The sequence below is a fragment of the Vibrio sp. McD22-P3 genome (genome assembly GCF_021568915.1).
GTDB classification, from domain to species: domain Bacteria; phylum Pseudomonadota; class Gammaproteobacteria; order Enterobacterales; family Vibrionaceae; genus Vibrio; species Vibrio mediterranei.
This window is the reverse complement of sequence record NZ_JAKGTN010000014.1, coordinates 22,286-37,184: the sequence shown is the minus strand read 5'-3', so window position 1 is coordinate 37,184 and position 14,899 is coordinate 22,286. Positions and strand designations below refer to the sequence as shown.

The 14,899-nt window shown below is 43.8% G+C and carries 17 protein-coding genes; 10 read left to right on the top strand and 7 right to left on the bottom strand.

Annotated elements, in window-relative coordinates; all coding sequences use genetic code 11:
* The first annotated feature begins 52 nt into the window (after positions 1-52).
* Positions 53-2,227, top strand: coding sequence for a TonB-dependent receptor (locus tag L2W36_RS16885; protein ID WP_236110706.1), 2,175 nt, complete (start codon positions 53-55; stop codon positions 2,225-2,227).
* A gap of 69 nt (positions 2,228-2,296) precedes the next feature.
* On the opposite strand, the gene add is transcribed toward L2W36_RS16885, so the two are convergent.
* The gene (add, locus tag L2W36_RS16880; RefSeq protein WP_236110704.1) at positions 2,297-3,286 is read right to left on the bottom strand and encodes an adenosine deaminase; all 990 of its coding nucleotides are present in this window, start codon (positions 3,284-3,286) and stop codon (positions 2,297-2,299) included.
* 372 nt (positions 3,287-3,658) lie between these two features.
* Between add and L2W36_RS16875 the strand changes: the two genes are divergently transcribed.
* Positions 3,659-4,228 (top strand): porin family protein, encoded by a 570-nt coding sequence (locus L2W36_RS16875; protein WP_088878815.1) that lies wholly within the window; start codon positions 3,659-3,661, stop codon positions 4,226-4,228.
* A gap of 147 nt (positions 4,229-4,375) precedes the next feature.
* On the opposite strand, the gene L2W36_RS16870 is transcribed toward L2W36_RS16875, so the two are convergent.
* Positions 4,376-4,603: a hypothetical protein gene (locus L2W36_RS16870; RefSeq protein WP_146159005.1), complete on the bottom strand. Its 228-nt coding sequence runs from the start codon at positions 4,601-4,603 to the stop codon at positions 4,376-4,378.
* A gap of 99 nt (positions 4,604-4,702) precedes the next feature.
* Here L2W36_RS16870 and L2W36_RS16865 point away from each other — a divergent pair, with 99 nt between their 5' ends.
* Both L2W36_RS16865 and L2W36_RS16860 read left to right on the top strand, forming a co-directional pair.
* Positions 4,703-5,437, top strand: coding sequence for an IclR family transcriptional regulator (locus L2W36_RS16865; protein WP_062458371.1), 735 nt, complete (start codon positions 4,703-4,705; stop codon positions 5,435-5,437).
* 6 nt (positions 5,438-5,443) lie between these two features.
* Entirely contained in the window at positions 5,444-6,298 is an 855-nt protein-coding gene (locus L2W36_RS16860) for an arginase (RefSeq protein WP_088878816.1), read from the top strand.
* A gap of 12 nt (positions 6,299-6,310) precedes the next feature.
* Here the strand turns inward: L2W36_RS16860 and L2W36_RS16855 are convergent, their stop codons facing one another.
* A complete protein-coding gene (locus L2W36_RS16855) occupies positions 6,311-6,922 on the bottom strand; it encodes a TetR/AcrR family transcriptional regulator (RefSeq protein ID WP_236110700.1) in 612 nt (203 codons plus the stop codon).
* A gap of 153 nt (positions 6,923-7,075) precedes the next feature.
* Here L2W36_RS16855 and L2W36_RS16850 point away from each other — a divergent pair, with 153 nt between their 5' ends.
* From L2W36_RS16850 to artM, 6 genes are all read left to right on the top strand, one after another.
* Positions 7,076-8,131, top strand: coding sequence for an MBL fold metallo-hydrolase (locus L2W36_RS16850; protein WP_198559127.1), 1,056 nt, complete (start codon positions 7,076-7,078; stop codon positions 8,129-8,131).
* Positions 8,128-8,460: a DUF5329 family protein gene (locus L2W36_RS16845; RefSeq protein WP_124941360.1), complete on the top strand. Its 333-nt coding sequence runs from the start codon at positions 8,128-8,130 to the stop codon at positions 8,458-8,460. Before L2W36_RS16850 ends, L2W36_RS16845 begins: the two co-directional genes overlap by 4 nt.
* 217 nt (positions 8,461-8,677) lie before the next feature.
* On the top strand, positions 8,678-9,406 hold the full coding sequence (gene artP / locus L2W36_RS16840) for an arginine ABC transporter ATP-binding protein ArtP (protein WP_006074677.1): 729 nt from the start codon (positions 8,678-8,680) through the stop codon (positions 9,404-9,406).
* Between the two features lie 47 nt (positions 9,407-9,453).
* Complete coding sequence (locus L2W36_RS16835; RefSeq protein ID WP_236110699.1) at positions 9,454-10,185, top strand: arginine ABC transporter substrate-binding protein; 732 nt, start codon at positions 9,454-9,456, stop codon at positions 10,183-10,185.
* Position 10,186: 1 nt separating this feature from the next.
* Positions 10,187-10,879 carry an arginine ABC transporter permease ArtQ gene (artQ, locus tag L2W36_RS16830; protein ID WP_038227185.1) on the top strand — a complete coding sequence of 231 codons (693 nt, stop codon included), beginning with the start codon at positions 10,187-10,189 and terminating at the stop codon, positions 10,877-10,879.
* On the top strand, positions 10,876-11,547 hold the full coding sequence (gene artM, locus L2W36_RS16825) for an arginine ABC transporter permease ArtM (protein ID WP_236110694.1): 672 nt from the start codon (positions 10,876-10,878) through the stop codon (positions 11,545-11,547). The genes artQ and artM overlap by 4 nt, the downstream gene beginning before the upstream one ends.
* Before the next feature lie 55 nt (positions 11,548-11,602).
* Here the strand turns inward: artM and L2W36_RS16820 are convergent, their stop codons facing one another.
* The 4 genes from L2W36_RS16820 to L2W36_RS16805 all read right to left on the bottom strand — a co-directional run bounded on the left by L2W36_RS16820 (position 11,603) and on the right by L2W36_RS16805 (position 14,846).
* Positions 11,603-12,070, bottom strand: a complete 468-nt coding sequence (locus tag L2W36_RS16820) for a hypothetical protein (RefSeq protein ID WP_006074673.1) — start codon at positions 12,068-12,070, stop codon at positions 11,603-11,605.
* Between the two features lie 108 nt (positions 12,071-12,178).
* The gene (locus tag L2W36_RS16815; protein ID WP_236110692.1) at positions 12,179-13,015 is read right to left on the bottom strand and encodes a MaoC/PaaZ C-terminal domain-containing protein; all 837 of its coding nucleotides are present in this window, start codon (positions 13,013-13,015) and stop codon (positions 12,179-12,181) included.
* Positions 13,016-13,131: 116 nt separating this feature from the next.
* Positions 13,132-14,163 (bottom strand): NADP-dependent oxidoreductase, encoded by a 1,032-nt coding sequence (locus L2W36_RS16810; RefSeq protein WP_236110691.1) that lies wholly within the window; start codon positions 14,161-14,163, stop codon positions 13,132-13,134.
* Between the two features lie 95 nt (positions 14,164-14,258).
* The gene (locus L2W36_RS16805) at positions 14,259-14,846 is read right to left on the bottom strand and encodes a TetR/AcrR family transcriptional regulator (RefSeq protein ID WP_236110690.1); all 588 of its coding nucleotides are present in this window, start codon (positions 14,844-14,846) and stop codon (positions 14,259-14,261) included.
* Positions 14,847-14,899 lie beyond the last annotated feature (53 nt).

Here is a 14,899-nt window from a genome sequence, read left to right as displayed (position 1 = left end):
AAAAGCATTAATATCGCCACCCTCGTGAGAAACACAGTGGTAATCAGGACACATGGCAAATCAAACTGGGAAGAAAGTCGTCTCCCTTTCGCTTCTCGCTCTGTCAATCGGACAAGCATTTGCGACAGAAGAAGTAAACGAATCACAGCCAACAAACAAACAAAAAACTGACGAAAATATGGTCGTTACTGCGACCCGCTACAGTCAAGATACAGATAAAATCCCGGGCTCAGTTCATGTCATTTCAGAAAAAGAACTGGAACAACAAACTGCGGTATCCGATGACCTAACCAGTGTTATCGCTAACCTAGTTCCGGGCATGACGCCAAGTCGACAAAAGCTCTCTACCCAAGGTGAAAACCTTCGTGGACGTACCGCACTTATTATGGTTGACGGTGTTCCGCAAAATAACCCACTTCGCAATGGTAACCGTAACGGTTACACCGTAGATTCTTCAATGCTTGAGCGTGTGGAAGTGGTTCAAGGGGCAAGTGCCGTACAAGGTAACGGCGCCACTGGCGGTATCATTAACTACGTGACAAAAAGTGCGAAACCAGGCGACCATTGGAAGCAGACCGTTGGAACACGTGTAACCTCAAACCTAAAGGAAGATGGTACAGGTGGTAAAGTCTATTACAATCTAAGTCAGTATGACGAAGATTACGATCTCTTTATTGGCGGTGCGTGGGAGCAACAAGGGTTGTATTACGATGGTAATGGCAACCCAATCGGCATGAACTCTATCCAAGGTGAAACGCAAGATTCCAATGCCACAAACTTTCTCGCTAAAGGCGGCTATAACTTTGATGGCGGCAATCAACGCGTCAGCTTCAGTGCTAGTCGTTACCAACTAAAAGGCAACCAGAACTACATTAGTGTTCCTGGCGACTGGCAAAATGGCATTCCGGGAACCGTGGTTCCGGGTACGCCTTCTGGCGATCCTACGTCAAACTATGCGGAACTGTATAACTTTGGTTATGACCACTATGACTTCTTTGGTGGCGAGCTGAAATTCCAAGCCTTTTACCAAGACTTTGAAGCGGTATTTGGTGAAGCATCATGGTGGCCCACCGCAAGCAAACAATACGATCAAGGCGCTATCGTATCGACCAAAAAAGGCTTTAAGCTAAGTTATGTCAAAACCGATCTTCTGGGTTGGGATGACAGCTGGGTCGTTGGTCTAGACGGTCTGGAAGACACCACAAAGCAAACACTCACTCAATCTGGTAAAGATGTAACACCAGATATGATGTACCAGAGCTTAGCTCCCTTTATCCAGGGCGATATGCTAGTCACCGATTCTCTACGCCTTTCAGGTGGTGTTCGCTTTGAGAATACCAAAGTAACGGTTGCAGATGGTCAAACCTTGTGGGGCTATGGTAACGCAGGGCATCGTCAGGTTGATATTATTGGCGGCGAACAAAACTTTTCTCAGGCCGTCTTTAATGCTGGAGCTGTTTATGACTTTACCCCACGTATCAGTTCATTCGTTGGCTTTAGCCAAGGCTTCGGTTTGCCAGATATTGGACGCGTACTGCGTGGTAACTGGATCGGAGGCCCAACCGTCGTTGCTCCTGTAGGCGGTGCACCTATCGACTTCAACACTATGCCGGCGGTGAAACCTGTTGTAACGGATAACTACGAAGTGGGGCTAAGCTACAGCGATGACAAATGGTTTGTTAGTGGTAGTACTTATATGTCTATCGCTAAAGATGGTGCGAACCTAAGCCTTAACAGCGGCGGTACTTATGATGTTGTGCGCCAACGCACCGATATTAAAGGTTACGAGTTCACCGCGACCTACAATATTTTGCCTACGACGCAGATTCAGGCACTGTATGCTCACGTAGAAGGTCAAGTAGATACCAATCAAGATGGCTCGGTGGATAGCGACATGGATCTTAAGAACCTGTCTCCTGATCGCCTATTGATGGCGGTCAACCACAGCTTCTCTGACCGTTGGAATGGTCGCCTACAATACAACCATATGTTCTCTCGAAGTAAAGAGCAAAACGATGCCGGTAGTGCACAGCAGTTTGACGGCTATGGCTTGATGGATGTGTCTATGTTCTACGATCTGCAGCGTTACGGTCGTATCAGTGTCGGTATTGAAAACCTATTGAACGAGCAGTACATTAACTACTTTAGCCAGATACGCCACCACAATGCGTATTACTTCTCTGGCCGTGGTCGAACATTCAGTCTAGGTTACGAAATCGATTTTTAATCACTGGCAACACAGAGCAATAAAAAAGCCCGCTTCAATGAAGCGGGCTTTTTACATTCGAACCGGCAACTATATAGCTAATAGCTGTTGCTTAATCGCATCGTCAGTAAAAGCAGCATTAACGCTATTGCGATAGATATGCATATAGTCTTCTTCGGACAATCCAAACTGCTCAATTACCAACTGAACTTCTTTCGTCATTGTCGTATTCGATACGGTGCGATTATCAGTATTGATGGTGACTGGAATACCACGCTGACGGAAATCCTCAATCGGGTGTACCGTCATGCTTTCCACCGCTTTTGTTTGTACATTACTGCTCGGACACGTTTCTAACGCCACTTGTTTTTCATGCACTAAGTCAAACGCTTGTTGATGAGTGGCGATATGAATGCCATGTCCCACACGCTCTGCACCTAACATGGTAATGGCATCGTAAACGTTCTGCCCTTCGCCTTGTTCACCAGCGTGAATCGTGACGTTCAAACCCTGCTCTTTTGCGTATCTCGCAAAAGGAACAAATTTCTCACAGAATCCAAGCTCTTCTCCGCCCGCAAGGTCAAATGCTGCTACACCTTTACCTAGGTACGCAGCACCAACATCAATGACATCATTAATCTCATCGGTTGGCATATGACGTAGCAAAGACAGAATAATGTTGCCTTTAATGCCGTGTACTTCTTCTGCTCGTTTCATGCCAGCCACTACTGAACTGATGATTTCTTCAATATTCAGACCTTGCTCTCTGTGTAAGAGAGGGCCAAAACGAACTTCCATATACTTAACATTTTCAAGTGCCGCATCTTCATAGACTTCAAAGGCGATACGTTCCAAGGCTTCTTTGGTCTGCATCACAGATAAAGGTAGATCAAAACGCTTTAAATACTCGAGTAAGTTTGGGCACGTCTCAGGGGCAATCATCAAGTCACGAACAACTTCAATATCCTGAGAGGGAATATCAACACCTTGGATAGAGGCAAGTTCGATGATGGTTTCAGGTCGCACGCTGCCATCTAAGTGACAGTGAAGGTCGATTTTGGGTAGTTGTTTATAGTTCATCGTTACCTCTCTTGGAATCATTGATAAGCCTCATTCTTCCATTTACTCACTCCGGCTCCATGCAGAAAGGCGACAAGTGTATGCACTTGTTACATAAACATACATGAGCCACGTCGAAGAGCTCAAGGAAATGGAGAGCATTTATACTGATTAATCTAATACAAAGCCACCTCAACTGCCTATTTTTTAGTGAGATAGTTCACTTTTTTGCGGTTAAACGTTTGCTTTTGAAAAGTGGAGTTCACAGATATTCATGCTACACACAACCAGACAGTTCCCACACAATTCACGACATTTCCTACACAGACGTCAGATTCGAAACTCTTTAGAGTACGGCTCGAAACAAGTTACAAGACTATTTAAGGTATCAGAATGAAAAAGGCAGTGGCACTCGCTTTAACAGCTCTATTCGCAACTAGCGCATTTGCAGGCGCAGCAGATCCAGGTTTTTACGTGGGTGGTGGTTATGGCCTAGTTAAAAGTAAGCTTAAAAACCTCGACAATGATAGCAGTGAATCTTTAGACGCAGGTCATTCACTAAGAGTTTACGGCGGCTACGCATTCAACCGTATCGTTTCTCTAGAAGGTTCATACACTAAATACGGAAAAGCAGATTTAAGCCAACAATATTCTTGGGATCCTAGTGCACTTGCGCTTACAGCTAACCTGGGTTACACATTTGATAGCGGGTTCCGCCCATTTGCTACTGTTGGTCTATCTTACCTAGATCTAAACGAATCAGGCGCTAAAGTTTTTAGTAGCGATTCGGGTACAGCATTCCGTTACGGTATTGGTGTAGAATACATGCCAGCACAAGTTGAAGGCTTAGGTATTCGCTTAGCATATGAAGCCGACGCATTCCGAATTGAAAGTGCTCGTGGTAACGACAGTGATACGATTAACGCAGGTTCTCTTTACCTAGGCGCATCATACAAATTCTAAGCGATCCAAAACACGTCAGTTAGCTTAACAACGATCAAAGCCACTTCCCTCGAAGTGGCTTTTTATTTATATCGACCTAAAAAGACCAACCCGCTTTGAAGATAGATACAGCCCCACTTCAATCAAGCTGAGGAATCTGACTAACGCCTACACTTCCGGCCCAGCCTTCATTTTCGACAATAAAATCCACGCTGGAGTAACACCCAGATAGCGAAACCGAGTATTGGGGAAGAAGAAACGGTCATAGTCATCTACTGAAAAATATATAGGTGACGAATGTGGTGTGCCTATATTGGGCTCATCTGGACCTTTCTTTGCCCGTACTTGACCTAACTTAACGTGAGGCAAGCTTCCATTCTTTGCCAGACCCTGCATTTATCAACTAATGAGAATGAGCCGCAAGATTTTTGTTTCCTTTCTTATTCAGTAGGAATATAAATTGCGTAATTGGTTTTGATAATAGATAACACAGATATGGGAAATACACAGCAACCCACTACTCAGGTTAATGAAAAGCCACTGCAACTTTTAATGCAAGTTGCCGTGTCTGATATGCCTGTTTCAGCAAAAGATTTAAGCATTCAACTCGGCGTTCCTCTCAGCAGTCTTTACCGTCATATAAAGCTGCTTAAAGAGTGGAATCTTATTGAAGAGAGTCCACACGACAAAACACTGATTGTTGGTCCAGCTGCTCTGATGTTGATGCACAGCTATCAGTCGAGTACACACAACCTAGAAGCAATAGAGAGCATATTGTTCCGATTACAAAAGCAGACTGGTGAGATGTCAGCTTACATGGTACCAGTTGGCTATCGTGCTCTATGTGTTAGCTTGCAAGAGAGTGCGCAAGCACTTCGCTGCAGCTATGTAAGAGGACAGAGCCAACCTTTGCTTCGCGGGGCTTCATCTAAAGTGATGCTGGCTTATTTACCAGAATCTCGTTGCGAAAAAATACTGCGTCATTTTGGTGAGCACGAAAACGTCACTGATTGGAATAAGGATCTGGAGCAGATTCGCCGTCAGGGATTTGCCATCAGTACGTCTGAGTTCGATCCCGGGGTAACGGGCATCAGTGCGCCAGTAATGAAAGGCTCGAAATTAATTGGTGCTGTTTCCATTATGGCTCCTGCCTATCGTGTAGAAGCCAACAAGGACAGATTCATTCTACATGTATTGCAAGCAGCAAGGGCGCTGCCACCAGAAAGGTAATTCATCATGCTCAACGTCTTCAAACAAATCTGGAAACGTCGTTATCATCCTGCTTTAGAGAGCCAACTTTCCGTATTCACGGTATCGGAAGCTATCAAGCCTATGAATAATGCCCAGTTTGAAGACGCTGACTCCCTCCTAGAAACCGCCTACGACTGGCTAAGCTCACAACAAAATTCTCATTCAATGAGAAAAATTGGTCATTATCCAATTCTGGGTAGTTACTGCTCCGAAAGACCTTACTTCGAAAGCCCGGTTGCAAAACGCGACTTCACCGGTCAGCTCAACCAACAACTTGCGGTTGGTGCAATGCCGCTCGTCATTACCAATTGCCACGAAACCTTGCTCGACATTATTCCCAATCTACTGATCGACAAAGATGAAATTGGTATTGTAAACATCAACGCAGAATTGCTACTCGATCAATGTCTTGATGTCACCGTCGGTTCAATGCTGCATTTCGCACTTAACAGATATAATGAGTGCCGCGCCTTTCATATCGGCATCGACAATAATCGCTGCAACAAAAAACAGTTAGAGTACGCGGAAGATATGGGATGTGATTGGCTTCTTTCAAATGAGGTGGTGTACAGAAATCGAGCAATGATCAAAGAGCAGCTTGCGCGATTTATCAGTCACTGCGACAGACTGGTTGTAACCATCGATCTACCTTCTATTTCGAGACACAACTCAAACCTAGAGAAGCACAAACTCGATGTGGCTATGGTATTACGAGTGCTACGTCAGTGTTTAGCTTCAGATAAGGTGCTATTAGTTCAGCTTGTGGGTGCTAAGGAACAACACATTTACTCTAAACCAACCCAGCTTCTTGTCCAAGAAACAGGGCTGTTCTTTTCCTAGATAAATCAATCGTTACATCTGATAGCGAGCCAAGAAGAGCTCGGCAGTAGACAGCGCAAGTTGCTGAGCAACTTCGTCGGGCAATGTATCCGTCATTCCCATCAATTGTGGCCAAAAGCAACTACCTTTAATTAGGCTGTGCAACTGAACGCTTGCCACACTAATATCTGGAATAGTCAGTTGTTGTTGATCATTCTTGTGCTCTAACCATTTGTATAAGGCAGTTTCTTGCTTCGACATTTTATCCGCTTGGGCTTTCAGTTCCTCTGGTCGATAAAAGTAATGTCCAAACGCAACCTTCGACAAATCAATATAAGCAGGATTGTTCAAGATACCTATCTCATGCGACAGTAAATAGACTAGTTGTTGTTTGAGATCCATCGACGCCAAAGGTTGCAAGTCAACATCCATCATAGATTGTCGCCACAAATCCGATAGCAAACTCATAACTAATACTTCTTTTGACTCGAAGTGATTATATACCGTTCGTTTCGATACACCGGCCATCGCCGCGAGTTTATCCATACTAGTATTATGTACGCCAAACTCGTGAAACGCGTGTTTAGCCGCCTCAACAATTGCCTCGCGCTTCATCTCGCTTCGCGTTTTTTTCTTTTCTGTCATTGGGTTACTCGACAACTCAAATTTTTCTTCCCGTATTTTACACTAATCAGTTTACTTTTCACATTTTAAAAGTAAACTACACTGGTTAGTTTACAAAAGACTTCAGCTATCGATCTCATTACAGCCAGTCTTTTAATCGCGATAGGAAACATCATGAGAAAGTCACTAATCGCCTCAATAGGAGTTCTAGCAATGAGTACCACTGCCTTAACCGCTTGCAGCAACACAGAGAAAGACCCCGAGCGTTATCCAGATAAATACGTCAATACTGAGTTGGAATACCAATCGAGCTTTAGCGACATCGTTAAGATCATGAAGTCTTATTTCACCACTGAGCGCGATACCCCAACTCCGACCTTCGACTTACCTGTACATGTGATGACATCAGAACAATTGTTGAGTGAGCAACAAGATGTGGTTTATCGGCTAGGACATTCTAGCGTTATTATGAAGCTAGATGGCCAGTTGGTCATGGCAGATCCAGTTTTCAGCGATAGAGCATCTCCGGTGCAATGGGCTGGGCCTAAACGCTTTCATAAGACGCCAATATCCCTAGAAGATTTACCGCAGATAGATGTGGTTATCATCAGTCACGACCATTACGACCACTTAGACAAAGCCTCAGTCAAAGCACTGGTAGATAAAGTTAATCACTTTGTTGTGCCACTAAAAGTAGGTGATTATCTTGTCAAATGGGGAGTACCTAAAAACAAGATTACCGAACTTGCATGGTGGGAATCGCATGAGGTCAACGGTATCACATATACCCTGACACCGACTCAGCATTTCTCTGGTCGTGGCTTAACGGACCGTGATTCTACCCTTTGGGGTAGCTGGGTCATTAACAGTCAACAAGCCAACGTGTTCTTTTCTGGAGACTCTGGTTACTTTGGAGGATTTGCTGAAATTGGCGAGAAATATGGGCCTTTTGATTTTACTATGATTGAAACTGGCGCCTACAACAAGTTGTGGTCACAAATCCACATGTTCCCTGAAGAAAGCGTGCAAGCCCATATCGACGTCAAAGGTAAGGTCATGATGCCTATTCACAACAGCACTTTTGATTTGTCCATGCACGATTGGCATGAACCGATGAACAGAGCTCTAGAGATAAGTCAGGAACGTGGTGTAACTATGGTCTCGCCAGAGATTGGACAGCGTTTGGAAATTCACAACCCAACGCCAGTTAAGCAATGGTGGAATCAATGAAGCTAATTCATTCACTTCTGATAGGTGGACTACTGATAGGCTCCAACGCCTTCGCCAATACTGAGGAAGATGTACGATATCTGATTAATCAAATGCGACAATCTGATTGCGACTTCATACGTAACGGTGATAGCCATAATGGTAAAGAAGCAGCAGAACACTTAACCCGAAAATGGAACTACGCTAAGGATGATGTAGCCTCCATTCAGGTGTTTGTTGAAGAAGTAGCGTCGAAAAGTTGGTTCACCGGAACACCCTACTACGTTATCTGCCAAGGTAAACAAACTACAAGTGCTGACTGGTTAACTCAGCAATTGAAACTGAAGTAATATTCTTTTGATTACTAGGCGTTTGGTTGAAAGCCAAGCGCTTTTCTTATACCCACTAGCCCTAAGATCCACCCTGACCCACACAATAGAGATGTCTACTTTTCAACCATAAATCGATACATAATTTTAACAATTAAAATTTTTATACATTTTTATTGCATAAATAACACTTCTGATAGTATAGTTCACACAATGATTTTTAATGCAGTAAATCAGCATGGGTATTCAAGCAAACAACCTCAATAAGTTCTACGGCACGACTCAAGTTTTGCACGATGTCAGCTTTCATTGCGGCAAGGGTGAAACCTTGGTTCTCTTAGGTCCGAGTGGTGCTGGTAAAAGCTCTCTACTTCGCTTGTTAAATTTGCTGGAAATGGCAGATGGCGGGGCGCTCAGTATTGCGAATAATGACTACGACTTCGATCAACAAGTATCTGAAAAACAAGGTTTAGCACTTCGTAAGCAAGTCGGGATGGTTTTCCAACAGTATAACCTTTGGCCTCATATGACGGTAATGGAGAACTTAATTGAAGCGCCCACTAAGGTAGCAGGCGTCTCGAAAGAGCAAGCCACACAAGAAGCCTTAAAAATGCTTTCTACACTTCAACTCGCTGATAAAGCCGATGCGTGGCCACTACAACTATCAGGTGGTCAGCAACAGCGCGTTGCTATTGCAAGAGCATTGATGATGAAACCTGAAGTCTTGCTCTTTGACGAACCAACAGCAGCGCTTGATCCTGAAATCACAACTCAGATCGTCAATATTATCAACGAATTGAGTGAAACGGGCATCACTCAAGTGGTTGTTACACATGAAGTTGATTTTGCGAAGAAAATTGCCAGTCATGTTCTTTATCTCGAAAAAGGCCGAGTCATCGAACATGGCACAAAAGACGCATTTAAAAACCCAACTACTCAAGCTTTTGCTGACTACTTAACACACTAAATAACAATGGAGATTGCCTTCATCGCAATCTGACAAGGAGAATTATTATGAAAAAGATGTTACTTGCTTCACTGATTGGTCTGGCTTCTTACGGCGCAATGGCACAACAAGAAATTAAATTTGCAATGGAAGCGACTTACGCACCATTCGAATATGTCGATGAAAATAACCAGATCCAAGGTTTTGATGTCGACCTTGCTAACGCACTATGTAAACAGATTGAAGCCAAATGTAGCTTCCATAACCAAGCATTTGATAGCTTAATTCCTGCACTTAAGTTCAAACGCTACGACGCAGCGATTTCTGGTATCGATATTACTGAGGCCCGTCAGCAGCAGGTTAGCTTTACCAATGCTTATTACGACAACTCAGCGGCTTTCGTAGCGATGACAGGTAAGGTTGCGTCACAAGCAGCACTAGAAGGTAAGCGTGTAGGTGTTCAAAACGGTTCAACGCACCAAAGCTACCTATTAGAGCAAATGCCAGGCGTAACAGCCGTACCTTATGGCAGTTACCAAGATGCGTTTATCGATATGCAAAATGGTCGTATTGACTCTGTATTCGGTGACACGGCAGTTGTCGCAGAGTGGTTTAAGAAAGACGATAAACTGGCTTACGTTGGTGACCAAATTACTAACCAAAAATACTTTGGTAACGGCTTCGGCATCGCCGTAAACAAAGACAACCAAGTATTGGTTGACCAGCTAAATACAGCACTTAAAACAGTAAAAGAAAACGGCGAATACCAAGCTATTTTCGATAAGTACTTCGGTAATTAATATGGGTTTAACGGGTTACTCGGCGTCACTCGTACAAGCAAGTTGGGTAACCATCCAACTTGCTTTCGTCAGCCTTTTGGTTGGCTTAGTACTGGCGATCATTTTTGCTGGTGGCGAGATGTCTCGCCACAAAATCATCTCTTGGCCAACCACGGCAATCGTCACCATTATTCGTGGCTTGCCAGAACTTCTAGTCGTTCTGTTTATCTTCTTTGGTTCTACACAAGTCTTGTTTCTGATTACGGGAGATTTCATTGAGGTCAGCCCGTTCTTAGCTGGTGTCATCGCACTCTCGTTAATTTTTGCCTCTTATGCAGCACAAACCATTCGTGGAGCACTAAAAGCGGTACCCAGTGGTCAGCGTGAAGCTGGCAGTGCATTAGGCCTAAGTCGTGCACGTGTTTTCTTTAGAATAGTACTGCCACAAGCGGTTAAGCATGCCCTACCCGGACTTACCAACCAATGGCTCGTACTATTAAAAGATACCGCTTTAGTCTCACTAATTGGCGTTACAGACTTAATGAAACAAGCACAATTAACCTCTGCGGCGACACATGAAGCGTTTACTTGGTATGCGACCGCAGCGGCGATTTATCTTGTCATCACATTGATTACTCAAAAAGCAGTAAAAGTACTAGATAAAAAGTTCTCCTCAAAAGAAATGGCCGTCGGTAGCAAAGGAGTCACAGCATGAATCAACAACATGTTTGGCAAATGGTCGATGGCTTGCAAACAAGCCTACAGCTCACTGTAGTAGCACTGATCGTAGGCTGCCTGCTTGCGTTGCTGATGACGCTTAGCTTGATCCTTCGAACACCATTAGTTCACTGGCTAACGCGTGGCATCATCACTCTTTTTACTGGTACACCATTATTGGTTCAGATCTTTCTGGTCTACTACGGGCCGGGGCAGTTTGAAGTCATTAGAGAAAGTTTTTTGTGGACATGGCTAAGCCAACCTTGGTTCTGTGCCATGCTTGCCCTTGCACTTAATACAGCGGCGTATAGTACTCAGCTATTTAAAGGTGCGTTCAATGCTATTCCATCAGGTCAATGGCAGGCATGTCGTGCGCTAGGGATGGATATGAAAGCAACGCTGCGTGTCTTGCTTCCGTTTGCGATTCGCAGAGCGATACCAGCTTACTCTAATGAAGTGATCTTAGTATTTAAAGGCACATCGCTGGCCAGTACCATCACCATTATGGATATTATGGGCTACGCACAGCGTATCAATGCTCAAACTTACGACACACTCGTCGTCTTCAGCGTGGCAGGGCTTTTCTATCTTGGGGTCAATGGCATTCTTACTTTGATATTCAGACAAGTTGAGAAAAAAGCTCTGGCTTTTGAAGCAGCACGCTAAATCCACTGGCGCTGAAAAAGATTAGCAGCTAAAAAAGTGGAGCAAGCGCTCCACTTTAAATCATTACTTTCATTGAGAATACCAACACATCAGTAAACAGGGCTGTCTCAAACCCCAGATGTTTATAATGTAATGTTAGAGTCGGAGCAAACACTGGCGTGATACCACCAAGCTGTACGCTGTTCTGCTCTTTTGTATATCCGGTAATTCCCCCTATTCTTAAGCCAACTTTTGCCCAAGGGGTCCAGTCGAACTGAGGATGGTAAGACAAGATGTACGAACGCGTATCAAAACTGTTTAGTAGCGTAAATGCTTCCCATCTCTTGTAACGAACACCAACGATATAGTTATCCTGGTTTCTGCCCGTTGAGGTTAAGTGCTCAGTCCACCCTGCAAACGTGACGTCAACATTGCCTTTCCATTCATCAACCTGATGATTCTCTTCTTTGACAGAGTCTTCTGTCGCAAACACAGTAGAGCTAGTTGCGATAAGAACAATGAGTAAAGCGATGCGGCTTACCATACCAGTTTTTCCGAATACTATGTGGAGGGGTGCTATGTTACAAAAAGTCTGCTCGATTTATTGTCCGTTATTGTATGTTAATGTCGCCATTCTCAGTACTGACACAGACTATTTACATGTTTTGTTAGGCACCATCTCAATAAAGCATTTTCCTTCGCTGTTAATACATAGGATTTGTGCTTTATCTTGAACCACTTTTACGTCTGTCGGCATTAAGATAGGCTTCTTAAATACAAAGCCCACATGATGAATAGCAGTTGAGTCAGATTCAAATTTCAAAAGTTTTGCCACCATATACATCCCATGAATAATAGGCTTGTTAAATCCAAACAATTTAGCTGACCAACGAGCCAGGTGGATTGGATTATAGTCTCCCGATAATTTTGCGTACTCTCGTGCTTGGCTGACGCTAACAGTAAACGTGGCTAGTTCAGGCAACGAGGTCGACAGCACAGGGTTACTATTCTTGGATCTCACGTTTTTGCGTTTAGTCGGCATCAAATATCCAGATCGATACCTCGCAACCATCTGCCCTGAGCGGTAAAAAGCTCCACGTACTTCAAAACTCAATCCACGGTCAGTTTTTTGCTCTGCCTGTAACTCCAATTGAAACTCGTAACTTTGTTCGCCGTCAAGTTCATCAAACTGCTCAAACTCTATAGAGGTATGAACTAACCCTAGAGGGCGAATAGAGGTATTTGGATGAGTGAACAGTTGCAATTGCTCATTTTGAGTGGCAACAAATAGAAACGGTAATGGTACGGAGCCTTTGCTAAAGCCGAAATAGTCCTTATAACGCTGAAGCTTTTCTGAATCAAAATGGAAATTTGAATTGGTTAGCGATAGCGGCCCAATACAAGTAATAGCATCGACATCAATTCGTTTCAGTAAGGCTTTGAATAGTAGAGTGGAATATCGACTGGAGCGAGAAGCATCAATGTGCATTGAAAGTACCGTAAACGTGGCAGTTACTGATTGAGCCTAGTTTACCTTGTCTTGCTCCAATGCAATAGCGCCTCTAATATGAGAGGCGCTAGATGCCATACCTGATTGTCGAATGATTATTTCGGCTCGTTCATCTTGATAACCAGTTTACCGAAGTTTTTACCTTCCAATAAGCCCATAAAAGCTTCTGGTGTATTTTCAAAACCATCAACTAGGTGTTCTTTATACTTGATTTTACCTTCTGCAAGCCATTGTCCCATCTGAGTTGCAAACTCATCATAACGGTGTGCGTAGTCATCAAAAATGATGAAGCCTTGCATCTTGATCCGCTTAATAAGCAAAGTTGCTACCAACATTGACATACGATCAGGTCCTTCAGGTAGTGACGTTGCATTGTATTGAGAAATCAAACCACATACAGGGATGCGCGCACCCGTATTTAACAATGGCAATACCGCATCGAATACTTTACCACCTACGTTTTCGAAGTAGACATCGATGCCATTACCACAAGCTTCAGCAAGTTGCTGCGCCAGGTCATCTGATTTATGGTCTAAACACTCATCAAAACCTAGTATCTCTTTTGCGTGCTGACACTTCTCGGCACCGCCCGCAATACCGACGACTTTGCAACCTTTAAGTTTCGCGATTTGACCTACCGTTGCACCAACTGGCCCAGTTGCGGCAGCCACAACCACAGTATCACCCGCTTTAGGTTGACCAATATCCAAAAGGCCCATGTAAGCGGTAAAACCAGGCATACCCATTATACCAAGTGCAAATGAAGGATGACTTGGGTTCTTACCCAGTTTCACTAGCCCTTCACCATTAGAGATGGCGTAATCTTGCCATCCTGTATAAGCCAGAACCCAATCGCCTTGATCAAAGTTTTCATTGTTTGATTGCTCAACCTGACAAACCGTTGCGCCGACCATGACCTCATCCAAGGCAACCGGATCCGCATATGACTCTGCAGCACTCATTCGACCTCGCATGTAAGGGTCAAGAGACAGATAAATCGCTCTCAATAGCATTTCCCCATCTTTTGGTTCAGGAATTACCACCGACTCCAAACGGAAGTTCTCATTTACCGGTGCACCCACAGGGCGTGAAGCTAAGACAATTCTTCGGTTATTTTCTTGTGACATCTTGATTCCCTTTTGTTCCTTTGCTCTTAATATTAGACCAGTCGTCTAGTTTTGTTTGATAAAAAAACCTGTTGTATAAACAGGTTATAAATTAATTATTTATGCTTTAACAGGTGCTCGGTCATTGATAGAGCTACCCTTAACTGTGCCGTGTCTTGGCTGAGCTTACTCAGCAGACTTGCACCTAACCATTGTTGGTAGACGGTACTGGCAGTGCTTAAGCTATCTTGAACAGTAATAGAACCATCCTCGATACCTAACTCAATACACTTTGCAATTGCTACAACGATTCGCTCCGCTCCAGTCAGTAGCTCCGAACGCATGGTTTCAGACAAATCAGAGACTTCAGCACCTAACTTAACTACTAAGCATTTATGTGCATTGCAGCGTCCCGATTCAACATCAAGCCAGCGATTGAAATAGCTCATTAAACGTTCATAACCGGTGCCGTTTTCACTACAGAACAGAGCTTCAATACGTTCCATATAGCCTTCAAAATAACAGGCAATCAAAACTTCTCCGAAGTGCTCTTTAGACTTAAAGTAATGATAAAACGACCCTTTCGGTACATCTGCTGCTTTCAATAACTCCGACAAACCCACCGCAGTAAAGCCTTTCGATAGTATTAACTGATACCCCACATCAAGGATATGCTGTCTTGTTTCGTTTGTTTTTGCATTCATGCCGCTACCATACAAACAATTAGACCAGTCGTCTAGTGATTTGTAATATCTTC